Consider the following 19,514-nt stretch of genomic DNA (forward strand, 5'->3'; position numbering starts at 1 on the left):
ATATGTCTCATCTTGGAGAGCGTGTATCCGCGCTGGTCGATGGAGAACTCGGCCATGTCGACCGAGAACGGGCGCTTGCCCACTTGACCTTCTGCGCTGACTGCAGAAGGGAGGTCGAGTCGATGCGGGCGCTCAAGTCGCGCCTGCGCTCACTCGACGGCCCGGCGATGCCCGCCGACCTGACCATGTCCCTGCTGCGGATGTCCGAGCCAGGAGGGCCGCTTCCGCCGCGAGAGCGCCCTTTCCCGCAGACCTTTGGAGGAGTGCCGCTCCCGGGACCGCACAGCATCTCCCCTTTGGACAACCGGCCGCGAAGGGACGCTTTCGGTGGTTCTTCCGGCCCTGGTCGGGGGAGTAGGCGCCGCGGCGCATACGTGGCCGTGGGCGTCGTGTCCGCCGCGGTCGCGCTCGGCACCTTCCTCGCGGTCAACAACACCACCGAAGCCGGCACCCCGCCGCCCGTCGAACTCTTCCAAGTGCAGCAGGCGCCCGGCAACACCCCGTGAGACCCGGATCCGGGCCGGACTGGGATACTCGAAGGATGGCGTAGTCAACGGCAGGACGGGCATACGATCTGGGTTCGGCCTTACACGGGCTTTACACCCCACGTATGGCGGTCACGCCATGATTGCGGTGCCCTAGCGAGGAGTGGTGAGAACTAGATGACCGACGAGACGCGCCCCACCGAAGGACGCACGCCGTCGGACTACCCCGAGCCGCAGGAGCGGCCGGAGTTCCTGCCCGCCGGTGAGCAGGGCGCCGACTCCTGGGGAGACCCGTCCGGTCGGCCGAGGGACACCATCTCCTTCGGCGAACCGGCGCCACCCAGCTTCGGAAACCCCTCCTCCGGCGGGGAGGGCCCCGGGGCGTCGCCGTACGGCGGGACGTCCTCCTACGGCGGGCCGTCACCGTACGGCGGGCCGTCGTCCTACGGCGGCTCGGCCGGATCCTTCGGCAGCCCTTCGGGAGAGATCCCCGCAGGAGGCCCTTCGGGCGCCTCCGGCCCGCCGGCTGGGAACCCGTCGTTCGGCAGCCCTTCAGGAGGTTCCGGGCCGTCGTTCGGGAGCCCTTCGGGGGAGGCCGGCTCGGCGTTCGGCAGGCCCTCGGGGGAGGTTGGCCCGGCGTTCGGCAGCCCTTCGGGGGAAACGGCGCCTTCGTTCGCCAGCCCGCAGAACGGCGAATCCGAGCCGAGGTTCGGCAGCCCGTCCGGGCAGCCGTCGTTCGGCCCCCCGCCGTACTCAGGCTCCTACGCGGGCGCCTCCTACACCTCTCCGCCCCAGCAGGGCGACACCGCCGTCTACAGCACCCCGTCGCCCTTCGGCGGCGACGCCCCGCCCCCACCCCAGCACGCCCTGGGCATGGGCACAGGCTGGGCACCGCCGCCCCCGGGGCCCGGCGGCGGCGCCGGCGGCATGGGCGGCCAGCCGCGCAAGATGGGCCTGGGCACCGGCGGCATGATCGCGGTGGCACTGGCGATCGCGCTGATCGCCTCCGGTCTGGGGAGCTTCGGCACCTACCTGCTCACCCGCCCCAGCGGCGGCACCGACCCGTCATACTCCCTCGGCCCCGTCCCCTCGGGCGCCACCAACCGCGCCCCCGACTCGGTGGCCGGCGTGGCCTCCAGGGTGCTGCCCAGCGTCGTCTCCCTCGAAGTGGGCAACGGCGTGACCACCGACGGCGCGAGCGGCTCCGGGTTCCTGATCAAGGACGGCTACGTGGTCACCAACAACCACGTGGTCGCGATGGCCGCCAAGGGCGGCGAGATCCGGATCATGTTCGGCAACCGCAAGACCACCAGCGGCCGCATCGTGGGCCGCGACCCGGGCTCCGACCTGGCGGTGGTGAAGCCGGAGGAGACGTTCGGCACCCCGGAGATCACGCTGGGCAACTCCGACCAGATGGTCGTGGGCGACCCGGTCATCGCGATCGGCTCCCCGCTGGGCCTGACCGGCACGGTCACGACCGGCATCGTCAGCTCCCTCAACCGCCCCGTGATCGCCGGCGACGACAGCGGCCAGACGGGCGAGGAGCCCGCCTACATCTCCGCCATCCAGACGGACGCCGCCATCAACCCGGGCAACTCCGGCGGCCCCCTGGTGAACGTCAAGGGCGAGGTCATCGGCGTCAACTCCGCGATCGCCACGCTGAGCCGCTCGGCGTCCAACCAGAGCGGCAGCATCGGCCTGGGCTTCGCCATCCCGGTCAACCAGACGCGCCGCGTGGTCCAGGAACTCATCACGACCGGCAAGGCCAAGCGCCCCAAGATCGGCATCGTGCTGGACAACAGCTACCGCGGCCAGGGCGTCCGCATCGCCTCGGAGCCCCAGGGCGGCCGCCAGCCGGTGGACGCGAGCGGCCCCGCGGGCCAGGCGGGCCTGAAGGCCGGCGACGTCATCCTGGAGATCGACGGCCTCCGCCTGCAGGACGGCAACGAACTCATCGCCCTGATCCGCGCCAAGGCCCCGGGCTCCAAGATCACGGTCAAGTACGAACGCGGCGGCCAGGAACGCACCGCCACCCTCACCGTCGTCGCCGAAGACACCCCGACGCCCAGTCCCTCTTGATGCTCCCCTCGTAGGGGATCGGTTACCGCAGGCCCGTTTCTGTCGCGTCCCGTTCTCGGGGGTTGGTTACGGCGGGCCCGTTTCTGTCGCGTCCCGCTCTTGGGGCCTCGTTACGGTAGGCCCGTTTCTGTCGCGTCCCGTTCTCGGGGGCTTGTTACGGCAGGCCACCCCCACGCCACCCGCCGTCGTGGGCGGGCGCCGGTCGTGGGGGTCGCTTCTCACGTCGGACGGGGTCCCCGCCGTCACGGCGAGCCGTTGACCTCCTGGGTGGCTGCTCAGGACCGGGGATCGGGGGTGCTCCGGGAGCCTGGAGGCCCCGTACGAACCAGGTGGATTCGGGCAGCCTGGAGGCAGGTGGGCGTTCTAAGTGAGCTTGTTAGCCCTTAGTCTGGGAGTGGTCGGGGTTGTCCCCGGATCCAGTTGGACTGCGGTAGGAGTTCCAGGTGTTCGGACTCGGGTGGGCGGAGATCGGGGCGCTCATTGTCATCGGGCTGCTGGTCTTCGGCCCGGACAAGCTGCCTCAGGTTGCGGCGCAGGCCGGTCAGACGTTGCGCAACCTCCGCCGGCTGGCGACCACCGCCCGCGACGACCTGCGCACCGGACTGGGCCCGGAGTTCTCCAACTTCGACCCGGCTGATCTCAACCCGAAGAACTTCGTCCGCAAGCACCTGCTGGACGACGTCGAGGACGCCTGGAACGACCGGCCCAGCCAGGCCGAACTGGACGCGGTCAACGACGGCGCCTATGTCCCGGAGCCTCTGGAAGAACTCGGCTACGGCGAACTCCCCCCGTACGACCCCGAAGCCACTTAACCCCCAAGGCCCCAAGGCCCCTGGGCTCCAGGGCCTCCGAGCTCCCTGGGTTCAAGGCCGCCTGGCCGAAGGGGCTTTCCAGGCACCTCGCAAGACGCCACGGGTCCCGGGTTTCCACCCAGGTGGTCACCATCTGGCCGTATCGGCGGGGACCACGTCCGACGTGAGAAGCGACCCCCACGATCGGCGCCCGCCCACGACGGCGGATGGCGTGGGGGTGGCCTGCCGTAACAAACCCCGAAAAATGGGAGGGCGCCCGCGATGGCGCGGGCGCCCCGAAAAGCCGGCTCTCGAGAACTACGCGCGTTGCGGTGAGAGGCCGAGCTGGAGGCCCTTGATGCTCGTGGAGCGCTTGCTGAGAGCGCCCGCGATCGAGCGGAGTTCGGCCGCGGCGGGGGAGTCGGGGTCGGTCAGGACCAGGGGCTTGCCCTCGTCGCCGCCCTCGCGCAGCCGCATGTCCAGCGGCACCTGGCCCAGCAGCGGCACGCGGGCGCCCAGCGTGCGGGTGAGGGCGTCGGCCACGTTCTGGCCGCCGCCTTCGCCGAACACCGGGATGCGCTCGTCGCAGTGCGGGCAGGGGAGCCAGGACATGTTCTCGATGACGCCGGCGATCTGCTGGTGGGTCGAAGCGGCGATGGAGCCGGCGCGTTCGGCCACCTCGGAGGCGGCCATCTGCGGGGTGGTGACGACGAGGATCTCGGCCCCGGGCAGGCGCTGGGCGACGGAGATGGCGATGTCGCCGGTGCCGGGGGGCAGGTCGAGCAGCAGGACGTCCAGGTCGCCCCAGTAGACGTCGGCGAGGAACTGGTGCAGGGCGCGGTCGAGCATCGGGCCCCGCCAGACGACGGGGGTGTTGCCCTCCGGCTTGAACATGCCCACCGAGATGACCTTGATGTCATGCGCCATCGGCGGCATGATCATGTCCTCGACCTTGGTGGGGCGTTCTGCCGCGCCGAGCATGCGCGGGATGCTGTGGCCGTAGATGTCGGCGTCGACGATGCCGACCTTGAGGCCGCCGGCCGCCATGGCGGCGGCGAGGTTGACGGTGACCGAGGATTTGCCGACCCCGCCCTTGCCGGAGGCGACCGCGAAGACGCGGGTCAGCGAGCCGGGCTGGTTGAAGGGGATCTCCTTCTCGGGGCCGCGGTCGCCGCGCAGCTTGGTCTGGAGCTCCTTGCGCTGCTCCTGGCTCATGACGTCGAGCTCGAGCTCCACGGCGGTGACGCCGTCGACCTTGGAGACGGCGTTGGCCACGTCGCGGCGGATGGTGTCTTTCATGGGACATCCGGCCACGGTCAGGTAGACGCCGACGCGGACCGCGCCGTCTGCGGCGATGTCTACGCTCTTGACCATGCCCAAATCGGTGATCGGGCGGCGGATCTCCGGGTCGATGACGGTGGCGAGGGCGGCCGTCACCAGTTCCTGCGTCGGTGCCATGGAAATCTCGGCACTCCTTCGTGGTTTATGGATGACGGGTTCCATCGTATGAACCCGAGGCAAGTCGCTGCTCTGTTTAGATGTGCGTGCAACGTTCTAAGGTTACTCCGTGACTGTTCTGCACGACGAGGGCCTCAACGCCCAGGAGCTGGCGGTCTGGCGGGCGTTGCAGCGGGCGCAGGTGCGGGTGGCCCGGCACCTCGAGGCGGAGCTGCTCGTCGCCCACGATCTGCCGCTGGCCTCCTATGACGTGCTGACGCACCTGGCGGAGGCGCCGGAGCGGCGCCTGCGCATGAATGACCTGGCCGATCGGGTGTTGTTGTCGCGCAGCGGGCTGACGCGGCTCATCGACAGGTTGCAGCGCGACGGGCTGGTGGTGCGGGAGGCGTGCCCGAGCGACGCGCGCGGGCTGTTCGCCGTGCTGACGCCTCAAGGTGAGGGAAGGCTGGCGGCGGCGATACCTACGTATCTGCGCGGGATCCGCACCCAGTTCCTCGATCTGCTCACGCCCGACGATCTCGCCCGGTGCCGGGCGATGCTCGACAAGCTGGGGCTCACTGAGGGGCCTTGACCTGCTGGAACTCCGATCGGATGAAGTCGCGGGTGGCGACCTCGCCGACGGCGAGGCGCAGGCCGGCGATCTCCCGGGTGATGAACTCCAGCTCGGCCTGGCTGGCTTCCTGGGCCTGGCGGTCCTGTTCGCTCTGGATACGGTCGCGGTCGGCCTGCCGGTTCTGGGCCAGCAGGATGAGGGGCGCCGCATAGGACGCCTGCAGGGACAGCATCAGCGTCAGGAAGATGAACGGGTACGGGTCGAAGCGCAGGCCGTCGGGCGCCAGGATGTTCCAGAGCACCCAGCACAGCACGAACACCGTCATGTAGACGATGAAGCGGGCGGTGCCGAGGAAGCGGGCGATGCGTTCCGAGAGCCGGCCGAAGTCCTCGGGGTCGTAGTGCGGCCGGAGCGAGCGCTTCAGCTCGCGCGGCTGGTCGAGTCGCTCACGTGGCATGTCGTTCCCGCCAGTCCTCGGGCAGCAGATGGTCGAGCACGTCGTCGACGGTCACCGCGCCGACCAGCCTGCCCGCTTCGTCCACGACGGGCACCGCCACCAGGTTGTAGGTGGCGAGGTAGGAGGTGACCTCGGGCAGGGCGAGCTCGGGCTTGATCGGGTCGATGGTGTGGTCGAGGGTGGCGCCGAGCAGCATCGAGGGGCGTTCGCGCAGCAGCCGCTGAAAGTGGGCGACGCCGAGGTAGGCGCCGGTGGGCGTCTCGGTGGGCGGCCGGGTGACATACACCTGGGCGGCCACGGCGGGGGTGTGGTCGCTCTGGCGGATGTGGGCGAGGGCGTCGGCGACGGTGGCGCTGGGCGGCAGGATGACGGGTTCGCTGGTCATGATGCCGCCGGCGGTGTCCTCGGCGTAGTCGAGCAGGCGCCGCACGGGCGCGGCCTCGCCGGGCTCCATCAGCGACAGCAGTTGCGCGGCCTGGTTGACGGGCAGGTCCTGGAGGATGTCGGCGGCGTCGTCGGGACCCATCTCGGCCAGGACGTCGGCGGCGCGGGAGGGCGCCAGCGCGCCGAGGATGCCGATCTGGTCGGCGACCGGCAGCTCTTCCAGGACGTCGGCCAGGCGTTCGTCGCCGAGCTCGGCGGCGACCTCGATGCGGCGTTTAAGCGGCAGTTCGTGCAGGGCGCTGGCCAGGTCGGCGGCGCGCTGCGTCTCGAAGGCGGCGATGAGGCTGGCGGCGCCCTGGTCGAGCTGCATGGCGTCGAAGCCGCGCACCTCGCCCCAGTCCACGATGCGGGTTTCGCGCCGGTTGCCCCTTCTGTGGACGGCGACCTTGGTGAGGGCCCACTCGTTCCTGCCCTGCTCCATCGCGAGGTCGTAGACGACGTACGGCAGGCCGTCCAGGGTGACGGTCTGGTCGAGCAGCTGGCCGATCACGAGCGTCTCGGTGACCCGTTGCTCGAAGCGGCGCATGTTGAGCTGGCCGGAGAAGACGATCGCCCCGGCTTCGACGGAGCGCAGCCGGGTGATGGGGAGGAAGACGCGGCGGCGCGGCTGTACTTCGACGACCAGGCCGTGCACACGCGGCGGCAGGGTGCCGTCCGCGGTGGGGCGCAGGGCCACGACGACGTCGCGGGCGCGGCCGATCTGGTCGCCGGCGGGGTCGAAGACCGGCGTCCCGGCCAGCCGGGCGACGAAGATCCTCATCTGAGCAGGCTAAACGAGAGGACGCCGGGAACCGTTGCGCCTCGCCCAAGGGGCATGTAAGTATCTACCGAATAGAACACTCATTACCTATGGGACGTGCTCCATGACGAGGTATGCGGGACTGGCGATCGCCTTTGTCTCCTCGTGCTGTTTCGCCTTCTCCGGCCCGATGGCCAAGTACCTCATCGCCGCCGGCCTCGCACCGATCGAGGCGGTCTGGGCGCGCATGGCCGGCGCGGGACTGCTCCTGCTGGCGGCACTGGTCGTCGTACGGCCGGCCGCGCTGCGCATCCCGCGGGCCAAGCTGGGCTTCTTCGCCGCCTATGCGGTGATGGCGGTGGCCGGGGTGCAGGCGCTGTTCTTCGTGGCCATCACCCGGCTGCCGGTGGGGGTGGCGCTGCTGCTGGAGTTCATGGCGCCGGTCATGGTCGTGGTGTGGGTGCGTTTCGTGCGCAAGGTACGGCTGCCGCGGGCGGCGTTCGTCGGGGCGGTGGTGGCCGTCGTCGGCCTGGGCGTCGTGGTGGAGGCATGGCAGGGGATGCGCCTGGATGCGCTGGGGCTGGCGCTGGCCTTGCTGGCTGGAGCGTGCTGCGCCGGATATTTCCTGATGAACGATAGCTTCGGGGATGAGATCGACCCGCTTGGCCTGATCGCCTGGGGCATGCTCGGCGCCGCCGTCGTCCTCGCGCCCTTCGCGCAGCCCTGGAACATCCCCTGGAGCGCCTTCACCGGGACGACCGCCCCGAACGGCGGTCTGGCCCTGCCCGTGCTGGGCGCCTACCTGTGGATGGTCGTCGTGGCCACCGTGATCGCCTACATCCTCGGGGTGAACGCGGTGCGCCGGCTGTCGGCCGCCGTGGGGGCGACCGTGGCGTCCCTGGAGGTCATCGGCGGCGCTCTGGTGGCCTGGGGGCTGCTCGGGGAGTCGCTGGGGGTGTTCCAGATCATCGGCGGCCTGACCGTGCTGGCCGGCGCCCTGCTGGCCCAGACGGCCGCCGCCCGCCCGGGTCAGGTGGAGAAGCGGCAGCCGGTCGAGGACGCCTTCACAGGCGAGCGGCAGGTGGCCGCCGAGGCGTAGGAGTTGCTGAACCGGCAACGGGATTTGCCTTCTCAGCCTCCGGCGACGCAGAGTGCGCCTGTGAAAGAACACGAGGAGCACTGGGACAACCGCTACCGCGAGAGCGACCGGATCTGGAGCGGCGAGCCCAACGCGTTGCTGGTGCGCGAGGTCACGGGCATGAAACCGGGCCGCGCGCTGGACCTGGGCTGCGGCGAGGGGGCCGACGTCGTCTGGCTGGCCAGGCAGGGCTGGCGCGTGACCGGCGTGGACGTCTCCCGCGTGGCCCTGGAGCGAGCGGCGCAGCACGTGGCCGAGGCTGGCGTGGAGGCCGAGCTCGAATGGCGCGACCTGGCGGAGACCTTCCCCGCGGGAGAGTACGACCTGGTCTCGGCGGCATTCCTGCACAGCTTCCTGGAGATGCCCAGGGAGAACATCCTGCGGCGCGCGGCCGCGGCGGTGGCGCCCGGCGGCGTCCTGCTGGTGCTGGGGCACGCGGCCCCGCCGTCCTGGCAGCCGGACATGCCGGCGCACGTGAGCTTCCCGACCACGCGGGAGGTGCTGGCCGCGCTCGACCTGCCCCAGGCTCAGTGGGAGGTGGAGCGCAGCGAGGAGCACGTGCGCGAGATGACCGCGCCCGACGGCCGGCCCGCCACCCGCACCGACAACGTGCTGCTCCTGCGCCGCAAAGCCACCTGAGAGATCAGACGGCGGGCAGGGTCAGACGACGGCACGGTCAGGTGGTGGGCAGGGTCAGGCGGATCACGGTCGAGTCGCGGGCCCAGCGTTCGGTGAGGTGCTCGGTGTCGGGGGCGTTCAGGCGCTCCTTGGCCAGCGTGGCCACGGCCTCCGGCTCGGCGGCCACGTCGACCACGCTCACCGGCGCGTCGAACTCTGCCAGCAGGGCGCCGTTGTCCTTGCTGCGCAGCGTCACGTGGACCTCGGCCAGACCGGCCAGGCCAGGCAGTTCCTGCTCGCCGCCGCCGGTCACGAGGTAGACGGCGCCCTCGTGGAAGGCGTGCCAGGCCAGGCGCGGGCGGTCGAGGGTGAGCCAGAGGACGCTCGACTTCTTGGCGCCTTCTTCGATGACGGTCACGTTCCGACTGTAGCCGCCGGAGAGACGGTGCCGCCGGAGAGACGGTAGCCGCCGGAGAAGGGACCCTGCCTGCCCGGCGCGGGCCTCGCCTATTACGGTGTGCGCATGCGCTCACGACGTTCGGTTCTCGCGGTTCCCGGCAGCAACCCGCGCTTCCTGGAGAAGGCCCAGACGCTCCCCGCCGACGAGGTCTTCCTCGACCTGGAGGACTCCGTCGCGCCACTGGCCAAGGCGGAGGCGCGCAAGAACGTCGTGGCCGCTCTGCGGGAGGGCGACTGGGGCGGCAAGGTGCGCGCGGTCCGGGTCAACGACCTGACCACCCAGTGGACCTACCGGGACGTGATCGAGGTCGTCGAGGGCGCCGGCCAGTTCCTGGACGGCATCATCCTGCCCAAGGTGCAGGACCCCACCGAGGTCGTCTGGCTGGACACCCTGCTCACCCAGATCGAGAAGACGATGGGCTTCGAGGTGGGCGGGATCGGCATCGAGGCCCAGATCGAGAACGCCCGCGGCCTGGTCAACGTCGATGCCATCGCGGGCTCGTCCAAGCGGCTGGAGACGCTGGTGTTCGGGCCGGCCGACTTCATGGCCTCGATCAACATGCGCACGCTGGTCGTGGGGGAGCAGCCGCCCGGCTACGTCGAGGGCGACGCCTACCACTACATCCTCATGCGGCTGCTCATGGCGGCCAGGACGCACGATCTCCAGGTCATCGACGGGCCGTATCTGCAGATCAAGGATGTCGAGGGGTACAAGCGCGTCGCCCGCCGGGCCGCCGCGCTCGGCTACGACGGCAAATGGGTGCTGCACCCGCTGCAGGTCGAGGCGGCCAACGAGGTGTTCTCCCCGGCCCAGGAGGATTACGACCACGCCGAGCTGATCCTGGAGGCGTACGAGTACTACACCACCGTGGAGAAGCGCGGCGCGGTCATGCTGGGCGACGAGATGATCGACGAAGCCTCGCGCAAGATGGCCCTGGTCGTGGCGGCCAAGGGCCGGGCCGCGGGGCTGCGCCGTACCCGGAGTTTCACACCTTGACGCCGATCGTGGTGAAGAACCAGAACGACGAGGTGAGCCAGAGCCCGACCAGCGCGGTGAAGGCGAGGCCGCCGAGGACGGGGAGGGACCAGCCGGGGAGGCCGCGTTTGGGCAGGACGAGCATCTTCGCGGTGAAGACGCCGTAGAAGAAGCAGCCGAGCAGCGAGTGGATCATCACGCGGGGCACGTCGTACTGCAGGCCGAGCGCGTAGAGGCAGTGGAAGGCGACCGGGATCGTCAGGACGAAGGCGATCCGGCCCGACCAGCGGTGCACGGACGCGGGAATCCTGACCCCGATCTTGCCCCACATGGACAGGGCGCTGATCACCTGCACGAACGCCAGCACGAACGCGCCGGTGGTCAGCCAGGACTTCATGGCCAGCGCGCCGGAGAAGCCCGCGGGGCCGATCGCGAAGCCGGTCGGCGTGTGGGCCCTGCCGTACACGCCCAGGGCGACCATGACCAGGCCGCCGATCAGCAGGGGCAGCAGCAGCGGCGCGAAGCTTCCGCTGCGGTGCTCGACGGCGGTCATGAGATCTCCTCGATGTCTTCGGGGTAGAGCGTGGCCTCGCCCAGGCGGACCGGGGCGTTGGGGGTGCCGGGGTCGAGGGTGGGCGCGGGCGTGCGCGTCTCCCCTTGTACGGCCAGGCCGACCTGGTAGAAGCCGTTGCCGTCGGGCCGCTTCAGGACGATCCAGCCGGCCTTGACCTGCGCGCCCCTGACGACGGCGGTCGCGCGGTAGAGGCCGGAGGGCTTCTTGACCAGCGGGGCGGAGAAGTCCACGGTGCTGCCGGCGAGGGCCAGTTCGCCCTTGGCCTTGCCGCCGCCGAGTTCGGCGGAGACGGTGGCCTCGCCGAAGCCCTTCAGCTCGACGGCGCCGTCGGCGGCCGGGCCCTTGAACCAGGCTTCGGTCTTGCCGTCGCAGAAGTAGGCGATGGCCTTGCCGTTCCTGACGGAGATCGCGAGCAGGCCGCCCTTGATCCGGGTGGCGTAGTCGGCGCGGGCCGGAGTCGGCCGCTCCGCCTGCGGCTGGGCCTGTGTGTTCGTCTGCGTCTGCGTTGGGGTGGGCTCGGCGGTCGCCGCGTTCGACGGCGGCGGGGCGGCGGTGTTCTCGTTGGCCGCCGGGGCCGCGGTGACGCTGGCGACACCGAGCCCGGCGGCGAGGACAGCCCCCGCCGCCAAGGTGATGACAGGTCCCAGCCTTGACATGAGATGGCTCCCAGGGTCGAAACGTTCTACGTCCCCAAGAATCCGCCCGTTCGGGCGGGCCGTCTGTGAACTAATGCTCACCCGCCGGACAGAATGATGGGATGCAGGAGAACCAGATTCCGTACGGCCAGCCCTTTCCGCAGCAGGGTCCTTACCCGCCGCCTCCTCAGCGCATGCCCTGGTTTCTCCCAACACCGCATGGCGCCCGCTACGACCATCTGGCCCGCAACGGCGCCCGTGAGATCTGGCGGCCGATCGTCGGCACCATCACGGTCGCCCTCGCGTTCGTGCTGGTCGGCGTGGTCGTGGTGGTGGCCGGGGTGGTCATCTCGGCCGCCCTGGGCATGCCGGCGCCGCCGGACCGGCCGGAGCAGCTGTCCGGCGATCCGCTGCTCGGCCTGGTGTTCCTGCTGCTGTCGATCGCGCTCGTGCTGCCGCTGGTCTTCGGTACGGCGGCGCTCATCCAGCGCCGCAGGCCGGGGACGCTCTCCTCGGTCGCCGGGCGGTTGCGGTGGCCGTGGTTGCTCCAGTGCGTCGGGGTGGCGGTCGTGGCCGTGGTTCTGGGGCAGCTTGTCCAGGTTCTGACCTTCACGCTGACGGGCAGGGGGGACGAGGCGGGGTTCTCGTGGGCCGGGTGGAGCGGGTTCCTGCCCGCGCTGGTGATCATCGTGTTGCTGGTGCCGTTCCAGGCGGCCACGGAGGAGTACCTGTTCCGCGGGTGGCTGGTGCAGGCCGTGGGGTCGCGGCTGAACAGCCCCTGGTGGGCGATCGTGATCGGGTCGCTGATCTTCGTCTCGCTGCACGGTTACACCGGGGCCGGGATGCTCGACGTGTTCAGCTTCGGGGTGGTGACCGGGTTCCTCGCGGTGCGGACCGGCGGGCTGGAGGCGCCGATCGCGCTGCACGTGGTCAACAACATGACGGCGTTCGGGCTGAGCGCGGCGGCGGGGGAACTGGAGAAGGCGATGGAGCAGGGGGAGGTGCCCTGGCAGTCGCTGTCGGGGACGGTGGTGCAGCTGAGTGTGTTCGCGCTGGGGGTGCTCTTTCTATCGCGGAAGCGGTCAATCGGCACTTTTTCTGGATAAATCACCGTGTGGTGCTACGAATCTCGCTAGAGAGGTCTCGTCTTTCCGGGTTTGACGTGTTGCTCTGGAATCTGTGGGTGTCGCGGGATTCCGGAGGTGATCGTCTCTGCGGGATGGGGTAGAGGTATCTGCGTGCTCTGCCCTGGTGGCTTTATCTCCATATAGGTGTCCAAAGAGGACGGACGAACTGGAACGGTCCGGAAACCCCTTGCGAGGAGGTGCGACGCGTGGCCTCCGGCCCCAGCGAACCGCCCCGGCACCCGCCGGATGACGATGACCCGCGTCCCCCGGAGGAGCCGAGGATCCGGCACACCCCGCCGGGCCCCACCGACGATCGGGCCCGCGGCGTGCCGCTCGCCTCTCCCTGGGGGCTGCCCCCGTTCTCCTCGCCGCCGCCGGAGGAGGAGGACCCTCCCGAGCCGCCCAAGGGCCGCCGGCCCTACACCTCGCCGACCGCCGAACCCGAGGCCGAGCCGCGTCGCCGCCCCCGCCTGGTCAGCCGCCCGGACAAGCTCGTCGCCTCCGGGCCGCCGCGCCCCCTGCCGCCGCCCGCCGAGGAGCCGCGTCCCCTGCCGTCGGCCGCCGAGGAGCCGCGTCCCCTGCCGCCGGCCGCTGAGGAGCCGGGTGAGCAGACGCAGCCGCAGGAGCGGGTTCAGCAGGAACGGCGGGCTCAGCCGTACCAGAACCTGAAGCCGCCGGCCGAGGCGCCGCCGCCCCAGAACCTGAAGCCGCCGGCCGAGGCGCCGGCCGAGGAGGGCAGCCTGGTGCCGCCCGCCTGGCGGGCCGGTCCCGATGACGCCGGGGACGAGGTCGCCCGCTGGGACCGGGACGCCGAACGGGAGTACGAGGAGTTCTGGGGCGAGGAGCGGGACGTTCACGTGGCCCGCTTCCAGCGCCCATCCCCGGACACCCCGATGGCGGAGGACGAGGCCGGGCAGGAATGGGGCTTCCAGGGCGACCGCGCGGACAGCGGGGAGGCGCAGGACGAGCGGGCCGAGCGCTGGGTGGCCGGGCAGGGGGCTGACGAGCCGCGGGACGAGCCTGTGCGGCGGGTGGGGCGGCCGCCGGGCGGGCGGCCGACCAGGCCCGATCTGCTCGTGGCCACCGGGCCCGACCGGCAGGGCCGGCATCACCGGGGCCAGGCGCCCTCCGCCTACCGGCGCTCCAGCCCGCTCCGGCGCCGCAGCGTGCTCAGGCCGGTGGCGTTCGTGGTGGCGCTGGCCGTCGTCGTGACCGGGGGCATCCTGGGCTGGCGCTGGTGGAACTCGGGCCCGGGCAGCCAGGGCGGCCTGCGGCTGGAGGCGGCGGCCGGGCGGTCGGGCGACGAGGTGTTCCGGGTGGCCGGGGCCGCGGACGCCTCCAACCAGAAGCTCAACGCCATGGGCGCCGTCGGCAGGACCCTCGTCGCCGTGGGCAGCGACACCACGAGCCCGACGCCGCGCCCGCTGTTCCTGTACTCGGCCGACAGCGGCCGGCAGTGGCGGCTCGGCACGGTCACGGAGTCCACCACGGCCACGGCCACCCGGGTGACGGGCGGCGCGGGCCGCTGGCTGGCCGCGGGCGGCGACGAGACCGGCGCCGAGCACGGCCTGTGGACCAGCGCCGACGGCGCCTCCTGGACCGCCGTCGAACCCGCCGCCGTCGCCGCCGCCTTCCGCCGGGGCGACTACATCCACGACATCGCCAGGACCGCCTCCGGGTTCGTGGCCGCCGGCCGTACCACGCGGCAGGACGGCACCACCGGGCCCGCGGCCTGGCAGTCGCCGGACGGCAGGAGCTGGCAGCGCGTGGACCTGCGCGGGCTGGAGGCCGGTGAGCTGCGCGCGGTGGTGGCGCGCGGGGACATCGTGGTGGCGCTCGCGCAACCCGCGCAGGGCGAGGGCTCACGCGTCGTGCGCTCCGCGGACGGCGGGCTGACCTGGCAGACGACCGCGTTCCAGCTGCCCGAGGCGCTGCCGCGGGCGGGGTCGCTGGCGGTGCTGCCCAAGCAGTTCGTGCTGGTGCCGATCCGGCAGCGCGCGATCAGCGGCGAGGTGCGCGTCTACTGCTCGCCCACGGGCGCGGACTGGGGCCAGTGCGGCACGATCGCCGGTCTCAGCGGGCAGAGCCCGGGCGTGGAGACGGCGATCTCGTACGGCGCCGGCGTCGCGGTGGTCAGCCAGGCCGGGATGAGCAAGTACCAGGTGCTGACCAGCGCGAACGCCAAGACCTGGACCAAACGCGCCGACCTCGGCAACCTGTCAGGCGCCTCGCTGCGCGGCTTCGCCGTCGCCGACTCGGGGACCCTGTTCGCCGGCGGCGACCAGGCCGCCGCGGACGTGGGCAACCAGCTCGTGCTGATGTCCGCCCCGGCCAAGGGGGCCGCCTCCAGGGTCGCGCTGGCCGGCATCGAGGGCCTGTCGCGGGTGGCCCGCGAGACCACGCGGCTGGCCGCCGCGAAGGGCCAGTACGTCGCGGTGGGCGCCGCCTCCGGCGACGCCGGTGTCTGGACCAGCGCGGACTGGCAGAACTGGACCGCCACCAGCCTCGGCGGCCCGCGCCGCCAACTGCTCAACGACCTCGTGTACGGCCGGCGCGGCTGGCTGGCGGCGGGATCGACGGAATCGGGCACCTCGGCCACCGACCCGCTGATCGTGACCAGCGCCGACGGCCGCACCTGGAAACGGGCGGAGGCGCCGGCCCGCCCCAACGGTCACGCCTACCTGGACGTGCAGGCGGTGGCCGCGGACGACAAGGGCTACATCCTGTCCGGCGAGGACCGGGGGCCGGACACGGCGCGGGCGGCCATCTGGTTCACGCCCGACCTGCGCAGGTTCACCAGGAGCGAGCGGCTGCCGCAGGACGGCGCTGGGGTGCGGATCCACGACCTGGCCGCGACTCCGGACGGTTACGTGGCGGTGGGCAGTTCCGGCTGGGGCGAGGCGGAGAGCGCGGTGGTGTGGACGTCGAAGGACGGGCTCAACTGGACGCCGCGCAAGCGGCCGGCGCCGCCCGACGCCTCTTCCGCGGGGCTGCGGCAGGTGGTGGCGTTCGGGCAGATGGTGGTGGCGACCGGCACGGCGCAGGTGAACGGGATGGCCAGGGCCTTCGCCGCGTCCTCGGAGGACGGCGGGTCCACGTGGCGGTACGCGTGGCTGCCGGCCGAGCGGGCGGCAGCCGTACACGATCTGGCGGCCAGTGAGAACGGGCTGGTGGCGGTGGGCTGGCACGGGCCCCCGGGCGGGGCGGACAGCGCCGCCTGGATCTCGGCGGACGGGCAGAGCTGGGTGCGCGAGGACCTCAAGGACCCGAGGCTGCGCGGTGCGGGCATGCAGTGGCTGGCCGCGGTGACGACCAGCGGCGCCCAGGTGGTGGCGCTGGGCCGGTCCACGACGTACGACGCCGACCATCTGACGCTGTGGACGTTCCGGCTGGCCGGTTAGCGGGGCAGGGCGTTCCAGGACCGCAGGGCGGCCAGGAGGCCGTCGGTGAGCGGGAGGCGGGTCAGGTCGGCGGCGGTGCACCAGCGGGCGTCCTTGGCGTCGTCGCCGGGGGTGAGGCCGCCTCCGGCGACGGTGGCGAGGTAGTCGCGGATCTCGAAGACGGCGCCGCCGGGTGCGGGGCGTTCGACGATGCCGGCCAGGGGGCCCGGGGTGATGAGCAGCCCGGTTTCCTCCGAAATTTCGCGCTTCAGCGCGTCGTGGTCGGATTCATCGGGATTTATCCGTCCGCCGGGCAGGGACCACAGGCCCTCGCCCGGTGGATGCCCGCGCTGGATGAGCAACAGGCGGCCGACGTCATCGAAAATTATGGCTCCCACGCAATTGACGCGCATCTGGCCAAGATAGCGGCAAAGATTACGACCGGATAACGGGCTACGGGGTTGACGGCAGCGTGGTCGACGACGCACCGTGGGTAGCTGTGAGAGCGGCTCCAACCTGTCCACGATGCTTCGGCTCGCTTCATGCGCCCAGCGTGTGGTCAAGCGCTTGGCGTTGCGACGCCCACGGCGACGTGCTGCCCTATCAGCCGCCGTGGCAACCGTCCGTTGCCGCGGTGGAGGCGATGCGCAAGTCGTCCGCGGTGCCGGTGTGGCTGCCGTGGCCGCTGCCGCCCGGGTGGCTGGTGAGCGGCTTCGCCGAGGCCGGCGACGAGCGTACCGGCGGGCGGGCCAGCGTCGTCGCGCTGAGCGGCCCCTCCGTCACGATGGGACCGGCCGACCTGCTGATCATCGCCGAGGAGCCCGGCGTGGGGCTGGGCGCGGCCTTCGCCGGACTCGACGGTCCCGACCCCGGCGCGGGGTTCGACGCCGGGCCGCCGAACGCCAAGGTCGACGTGCTGGGCCACCCGGCCCCCCTGTGGTGCGTGGTCGGCGCCGCCGACCGGGCCGCCTACGCGGGCGAGGCCATGGGCAACTGGCTCTGGACCATCGCCTGGCCGGCCGAGGCGGGCTGCCTGATCGCGCTGCTGCAGCTCAGCCTGCGCGACCTGCGCGAGCACGACCAGGACCTCGACCTGCCCTTCGGTGCTTTCTCTCCGAGGCTGGAAGACTAAGATCGGCAGAAGGCTCCCCCACGCGGCAAGAGGGGGAGCGGTGTCGGCCACCAGGTTCTTCGTCGAGGCGTTCGTGACGATGTTCGTCATCATGGACCCGCCCGGCGTCATCCCCCTCTTCCTCGCCTACACCGGCGGCCGCTCCCGCCAGGAACGCAAGAGCATCGCCTGGCAGGCCGCGGTGACCGCCTTCTGCCTGATCGTGGTCTTCGCCGTCTTCGGCCAGGCGATCCTCGGTTACCTTCACGTCGAGGTGCCCGCCATGCAGATCGCCGGCGGCCTGCTGCTCCTGCTGGTGGCCCTGGAACTGCTGCGCGGCGCCGCCCAGCCGTCCGCCGAGGCCATGCGCAGCAACGTCAACGTGGCGCTCGTGCCCCTGGGCACACCCCTGCTGGCCGGGCCGGGCGCGATCGTGGCCACCATCGTCTTCTCCCAGCAGGCCGCGAGCCGCCCCGGCGGATACCTCGCGCTCGGGCTGGCCATCGCCGCCGTGCACCTGGTGTTGTGGGTGTTCATGCGGTTCTCGGTGAGCATCATCCGCGTCATCAAGGAGAACGGCGTGGAGCTGGTGACCAGGATCGCCGGTCTGCTGCTGTCCGCGCTCGCGGTCCAGTTGATCATCAACGCGATCCGGGCGTTGCTGCGCTGAGGCGAAAGCCGTAACTTCGCCTGACGCCGTACATCAAGAAAACTCAGTATTGTTCGTGGCGTGACAGCGCGTATCGAGCGAGTGGTGACCGAGGGCGTCGTCGACATCGACGGCGCCGAATTCAAGGTCGAGAACAACACGTGGATCATCGGCGACGACGACGAGGTGATCGTCATCGACCCCGCCAGGGCCGCGGAGAAGATTCTCGAGCAGGTGGGCGAGCGGGAGGTGCTGGCCGTCATCTGCACGCACGGCCTGCCCGACCACGTCGGCGCGGCGATCGAGGTGGCGGCCCGTGACGAGGCCGTCGTCGCGTTGCACCCCAAGGACAAGCCCCTGTGGCGGGAGACCTGGTCGGAGACCTGGCCGGACATCGACATGGAGGACGACGGCATCTTCGGCGTGGCCGACGTCCAGCTCGACGTCATGGAGACCCCGGGCGTCAGCCCCGGCGGCGTCTCGCTGTACTGCGAGGGGCTCAACGCGGTCTTCACCGGCAAGTCGCTGCAGGCCGACGGGCCCGGCAAGCTGGGCGGGGAGTACCCCGCGCTGGCCGACCAGCTGACCTCGATCGGCGGGCGGCTGTTCACGCTGCCGCACGCCACCCGCATCCTGGCCAACCACGGCGACGAGGTCACCGTCGGCGACCTCGAGCCGCACTTCGACGACTGGGTTTCCGGCTCGCTGACCCGCGTCGAAACCGACGAGGTCCGCGAAGGCCCGCTGACCGACGCCTCCAAGATCTCCGGGATCAAGCTCAACCCGGACGACTGAGCGTGTACGACCAGCTACCGCTGGAAGGGATGCCGCGGCGGCTCTACTCCTGCACGCCGTCGCGGTTGAACGCCTGGCTCGACTGCCGGCGCCGCTACCGGTTCACCTACCTCGACCGGCCGCAGCCGCAGAAGGGGCCGGCGTGGGCGCACAACTCGGTGGGCGCGAGCGTGCACAACGCGCTGGCCGCGTGGTGGCGGGAGCCGTACGAGAAGAGGACGCCGCTGACCGCGGCCATCCTGCTCACCAACGGGTGGATCACCGAGGGATTCCGCGACGCCGAGCAGTCCGCGCAGTGGCTGGCCCGCGCCCGCGACCTCGTGTCCGGCTACGCCGCCACGCTGGACCCCGCCGACGACCCGGTCGGCGTCGAGCGCACCGTCGCCACGCGCACCAAGGTCATCGCCCTCTCCGGCCGCATCGACCGGCTCGACCGGCGCGGTGACGAGCTCGTCGTGGTCGACTACAAGACCGGCCGCCGGCCCCTCACCCAGGACGACGCCCGATCGTCGCTGGCGCTGGCCGTCTACGCGATCGCGGCCTCCCGGATGATGCGCACGCCGTGCTACTCCGTCGAGCTGCACCACCTGCCGACCGGCGAGATCATCGAGTGGCGGCACACGGAGGAGTCGCTGGGCCGCCATCTGGAGCGGGCCGAGGACGTGGCCATGGAGGCCGCCGACGCCGACGAGCGCTACCGCGCCGCCGCCCGTGCCGGCGTCCCCGCGCCCCGCCCCCCGGAGTCCGGTACGGCCGGCGGATCCGTCCCCGGCGAGCCCGCGCAGACCGGATCAGGGCCGGGCGGGTCTGGGCCGGGTGGTTCCGGGTCGTGGGAGGCGGCGTCCGAGGCGGTGGCGGCCAGGGCGGCGGTGTCCGGTGCGCGGGCGGTGACCGCCGAGCTGGACGAGGTGTTCGCCCCGAACCCCGGCCCGATCTGCGGCTGGTGCGACTTCCGCCGCCACTGCCCGGAGGGCCAGGCCGCGGCGGCCGAACGCCGTCCCTGGGACGGCCTGGCCGAGTCCTAGGCCGAAGGTCCTAGGGCCCGC

Annotated in this window: 20 protein-coding genes and 1 pseudogene; 14 read left to right on the forward strand and 7 right to left on the reverse strand. The window is 71.6% G+C overall.

Going from position 1 to position 19,514, the window contains the following annotated elements:
* Positions 1–2: 2 nt before the first annotated feature.
* From FVE25_RS55370 to FVE25_RS25390, 4 genes and pseudogenes are all read left to right on the forward strand, one after another.
* Positions 3–95 (forward strand): annotated as a pseudogene (locus FVE25_RS55370) (zf-HC2 domain-containing protein); the annotation flags it as partial.
* A 285-nt stretch (positions 96–380) separates the two neighbouring features.
* Positions 381–506: a hypothetical protein gene (locus FVE25_RS56385; protein ID WP_281367892.1), complete on the forward strand. Its 126-nt coding sequence runs from the start codon at positions 381–383 to the stop codon at positions 504–506.
* A 156-nt stretch (positions 507–662) separates the two neighbouring features.
* A complete protein-coding gene (locus FVE25_RS25385; RefSeq protein ID WP_157249531.1) occupies positions 663–2,564 on the forward strand; it encodes a trypsin-like peptidase domain-containing protein in 1,902 nt (633 codons plus the stop codon).
* Between the two features lie 443 nt (positions 2,565–3,007).
* On the forward strand, positions 3,008–3,376 hold the full coding sequence (locus FVE25_RS25390; protein ID WP_157249532.1) for a sec-independent translocase: 369 nt from the start codon (positions 3,008–3,010) through the stop codon (positions 3,374–3,376).
* Positions 3,377–3,673: 297 nt separating this feature from the next.
* Here FVE25_RS25390 and FVE25_RS25395 read toward each other — a convergent pair whose 3' ends face one another.
* The gene (locus FVE25_RS25395) at positions 3,674–4,813 is read right to left on the reverse strand and encodes an Mrp/NBP35 family ATP-binding protein (protein WP_157249533.1); all 1,140 of its coding nucleotides are present in this window, start codon (positions 4,811–4,813) and stop codon (positions 3,674–3,676) included.
* A 109-nt stretch (positions 4,814–4,922) separates the two neighbouring features.
* On the opposite strand from FVE25_RS25395, the gene FVE25_RS25400 reads away from it, so the two are divergent.
* Positions 4,923–5,384, forward strand: a complete 462-nt coding sequence (locus FVE25_RS25400) for a MarR family winged helix-turn-helix transcriptional regulator (RefSeq protein WP_157249534.1) — start codon at positions 4,923–4,925, stop codon at positions 5,382–5,384.
* Here the strand turns inward: FVE25_RS25400 and FVE25_RS25405 are convergent.
* Positions 5,368–5,823, reverse strand: a complete 456-nt coding sequence (locus tag FVE25_RS25405; protein ID WP_157249535.1) for a DUF1003 domain-containing protein — start codon at positions 5,821–5,823, stop codon at positions 5,368–5,370. The two genes, FVE25_RS25400 and FVE25_RS25405, sit on opposite strands and share 17 nt — an antisense overlap.
* On the reverse strand, positions 5,813–7,027 hold the full coding sequence (locus tag FVE25_RS25410) for a magnesium transporter MgtE N-terminal domain-containing protein (RefSeq protein WP_157249536.1): 1,215 nt from the start codon (positions 7,025–7,027) through the stop codon (positions 5,813–5,815). The genes FVE25_RS25405 and FVE25_RS25410 overlap by 11 nt, the downstream gene beginning before the upstream one ends.
* A 103-nt stretch (positions 7,028–7,130) precedes the next feature.
* On the opposite strand from FVE25_RS25410, the gene FVE25_RS25415 reads away from it, so the two are divergent.
* Both FVE25_RS25415 and FVE25_RS25420 read left to right on the forward strand, forming a co-directional pair.
* Positions 7,131–8,105, forward strand: coding sequence for an EamA family transporter (locus tag FVE25_RS25415; protein ID WP_157249537.1), 975 nt, complete (start codon positions 7,131–7,133; stop codon positions 8,103–8,105).
* A gap of 60 nt (positions 8,106–8,165) precedes the next feature.
* On the forward strand, positions 8,166–8,783 hold the full coding sequence (locus FVE25_RS25420; RefSeq protein ID WP_157249538.1) for a class I SAM-dependent methyltransferase: 618 nt from the start codon (positions 8,166–8,168) through the stop codon (positions 8,781–8,783).
* 37 nt (positions 8,784–8,820) lie between these two features.
* Here the strand turns inward: FVE25_RS25420 and FVE25_RS25425 are convergent, their stop codons facing one another.
* Complete coding sequence (locus FVE25_RS25425) at positions 8,821–9,180, reverse strand: hypothetical protein (RefSeq protein WP_157249539.1); 360 nt, start codon at positions 9,178–9,180, stop codon at positions 8,821–8,823.
* 105 nt (positions 9,181–9,285) lie between these two features.
* Here FVE25_RS25425 and FVE25_RS25430 point away from each other — a divergent pair, with 105 nt between their 5' ends.
* Positions 9,286–10,218, forward strand: coding sequence for an HpcH/HpaI aldolase/citrate lyase family protein (locus FVE25_RS25430; protein ID WP_157249540.1), 933 nt, complete (start codon positions 9,286–9,288; stop codon positions 10,216–10,218).
* Here the strand turns inward: FVE25_RS25430 and FVE25_RS25435 are convergent.
* Together FVE25_RS25435 and FVE25_RS25440 are read right to left on the reverse strand one after the other, a co-directional pair.
* Positions 10,208–10,750, reverse strand: a complete 543-nt coding sequence (locus FVE25_RS25435; RefSeq protein WP_157249541.1) for a DUF6529 family protein — start codon at positions 10,748–10,750, stop codon at positions 10,208–10,210. The two genes, FVE25_RS25430 and FVE25_RS25435, sit on opposite strands and share 11 nt — an antisense overlap.
* On the reverse strand, positions 10,747–11,427 hold the full coding sequence (locus tag FVE25_RS25440; protein ID WP_157249542.1) for a hypothetical protein: 681 nt from the start codon (positions 11,425–11,427) through the stop codon (positions 10,747–10,749). The genes FVE25_RS25435 and FVE25_RS25440 overlap by 4 nt, the downstream gene beginning before the upstream one ends.
* Positions 11,428–11,600: 173 nt before the next feature.
* On the opposite strand from FVE25_RS25440, the gene FVE25_RS25445 reads away from it, so the two are divergent.
* Both FVE25_RS25445 and FVE25_RS56390 read left to right on the forward strand, forming a co-directional pair.
* Positions 11,601–12,512 carry a CPBP family intramembrane glutamic endopeptidase gene (locus tag FVE25_RS25445; protein ID WP_157249543.1) on the forward strand — a complete coding sequence of 304 codons (912 nt, stop codon included), beginning with the start codon at positions 11,601–11,603 and terminating at the stop codon, positions 12,510–12,512.
* Positions 12,513–12,739: 227 nt separating this feature from the next.
* On the forward strand, positions 12,740–15,934 hold the full coding sequence (locus FVE25_RS56390; RefSeq protein WP_157249544.1) for a hypothetical protein: 3,195 nt from the start codon (positions 12,740–12,742) through the stop codon (positions 15,932–15,934).
* Here FVE25_RS56390 and FVE25_RS25455 read toward each other — a convergent pair.
* Entirely contained in the window at positions 15,931–16,311 is a 381-nt protein-coding gene (locus FVE25_RS25455; protein ID WP_246267411.1) for an NUDIX hydrolase, read from the reverse strand. The genes FVE25_RS56390 and FVE25_RS25455 overlap by 4 nt on opposite strands.
* A 101-nt stretch (positions 16,312–16,412) precedes the next feature.
* On the opposite strand from FVE25_RS25455, the gene FVE25_RS25460 reads away from it, so the two are divergent.
* The 4 genes from FVE25_RS25460 to FVE25_RS25475 are packed head-to-tail and all read left to right on the forward strand — an operon-like array spanning position 16,413 to position 19,493.
* The gene (locus FVE25_RS25460; RefSeq protein ID WP_157249546.1) at positions 16,413–17,045 is read left to right on the forward strand and encodes a DUF6758 family protein; all 633 of its coding nucleotides are present in this window, start codon (positions 16,413–16,415) and stop codon (positions 17,043–17,045) included.
* Positions 17,046–17,085: 40 nt separating this feature from the next.
* On the forward strand, positions 17,086–17,694 hold the full coding sequence (locus FVE25_RS25465) for a MarC family protein (protein WP_157249547.1): 609 nt from the start codon (positions 17,086–17,088) through the stop codon (positions 17,692–17,694).
* Between the two features lie 60 nt (positions 17,695–17,754).
* Positions 17,755–18,468, forward strand: coding sequence for an MBL fold metallo-hydrolase (locus tag FVE25_RS25470; RefSeq protein ID WP_157249548.1), 714 nt, complete (start codon positions 17,755–17,757; stop codon positions 18,466–18,468).
* 2 nt (positions 18,469–18,470) lie between these two features.
* Positions 18,471–19,493 (forward strand): RecB family exonuclease, encoded by a 1,023-nt coding sequence (locus FVE25_RS25475; RefSeq protein ID WP_425489499.1) that lies wholly within the window; start codon positions 18,471–18,473, stop codon positions 19,491–19,493.
* Positions 19,494–19,514: the final 21 nt, after the last annotated feature.

This window comes from Nonomuraea typhae, from assembly GCF_009760925.1.
GTDB lineage: Bacteria > Actinomycetota > Actinomycetes > Streptosporangiales > Streptosporangiaceae > Nonomuraea > Nonomuraea typhae.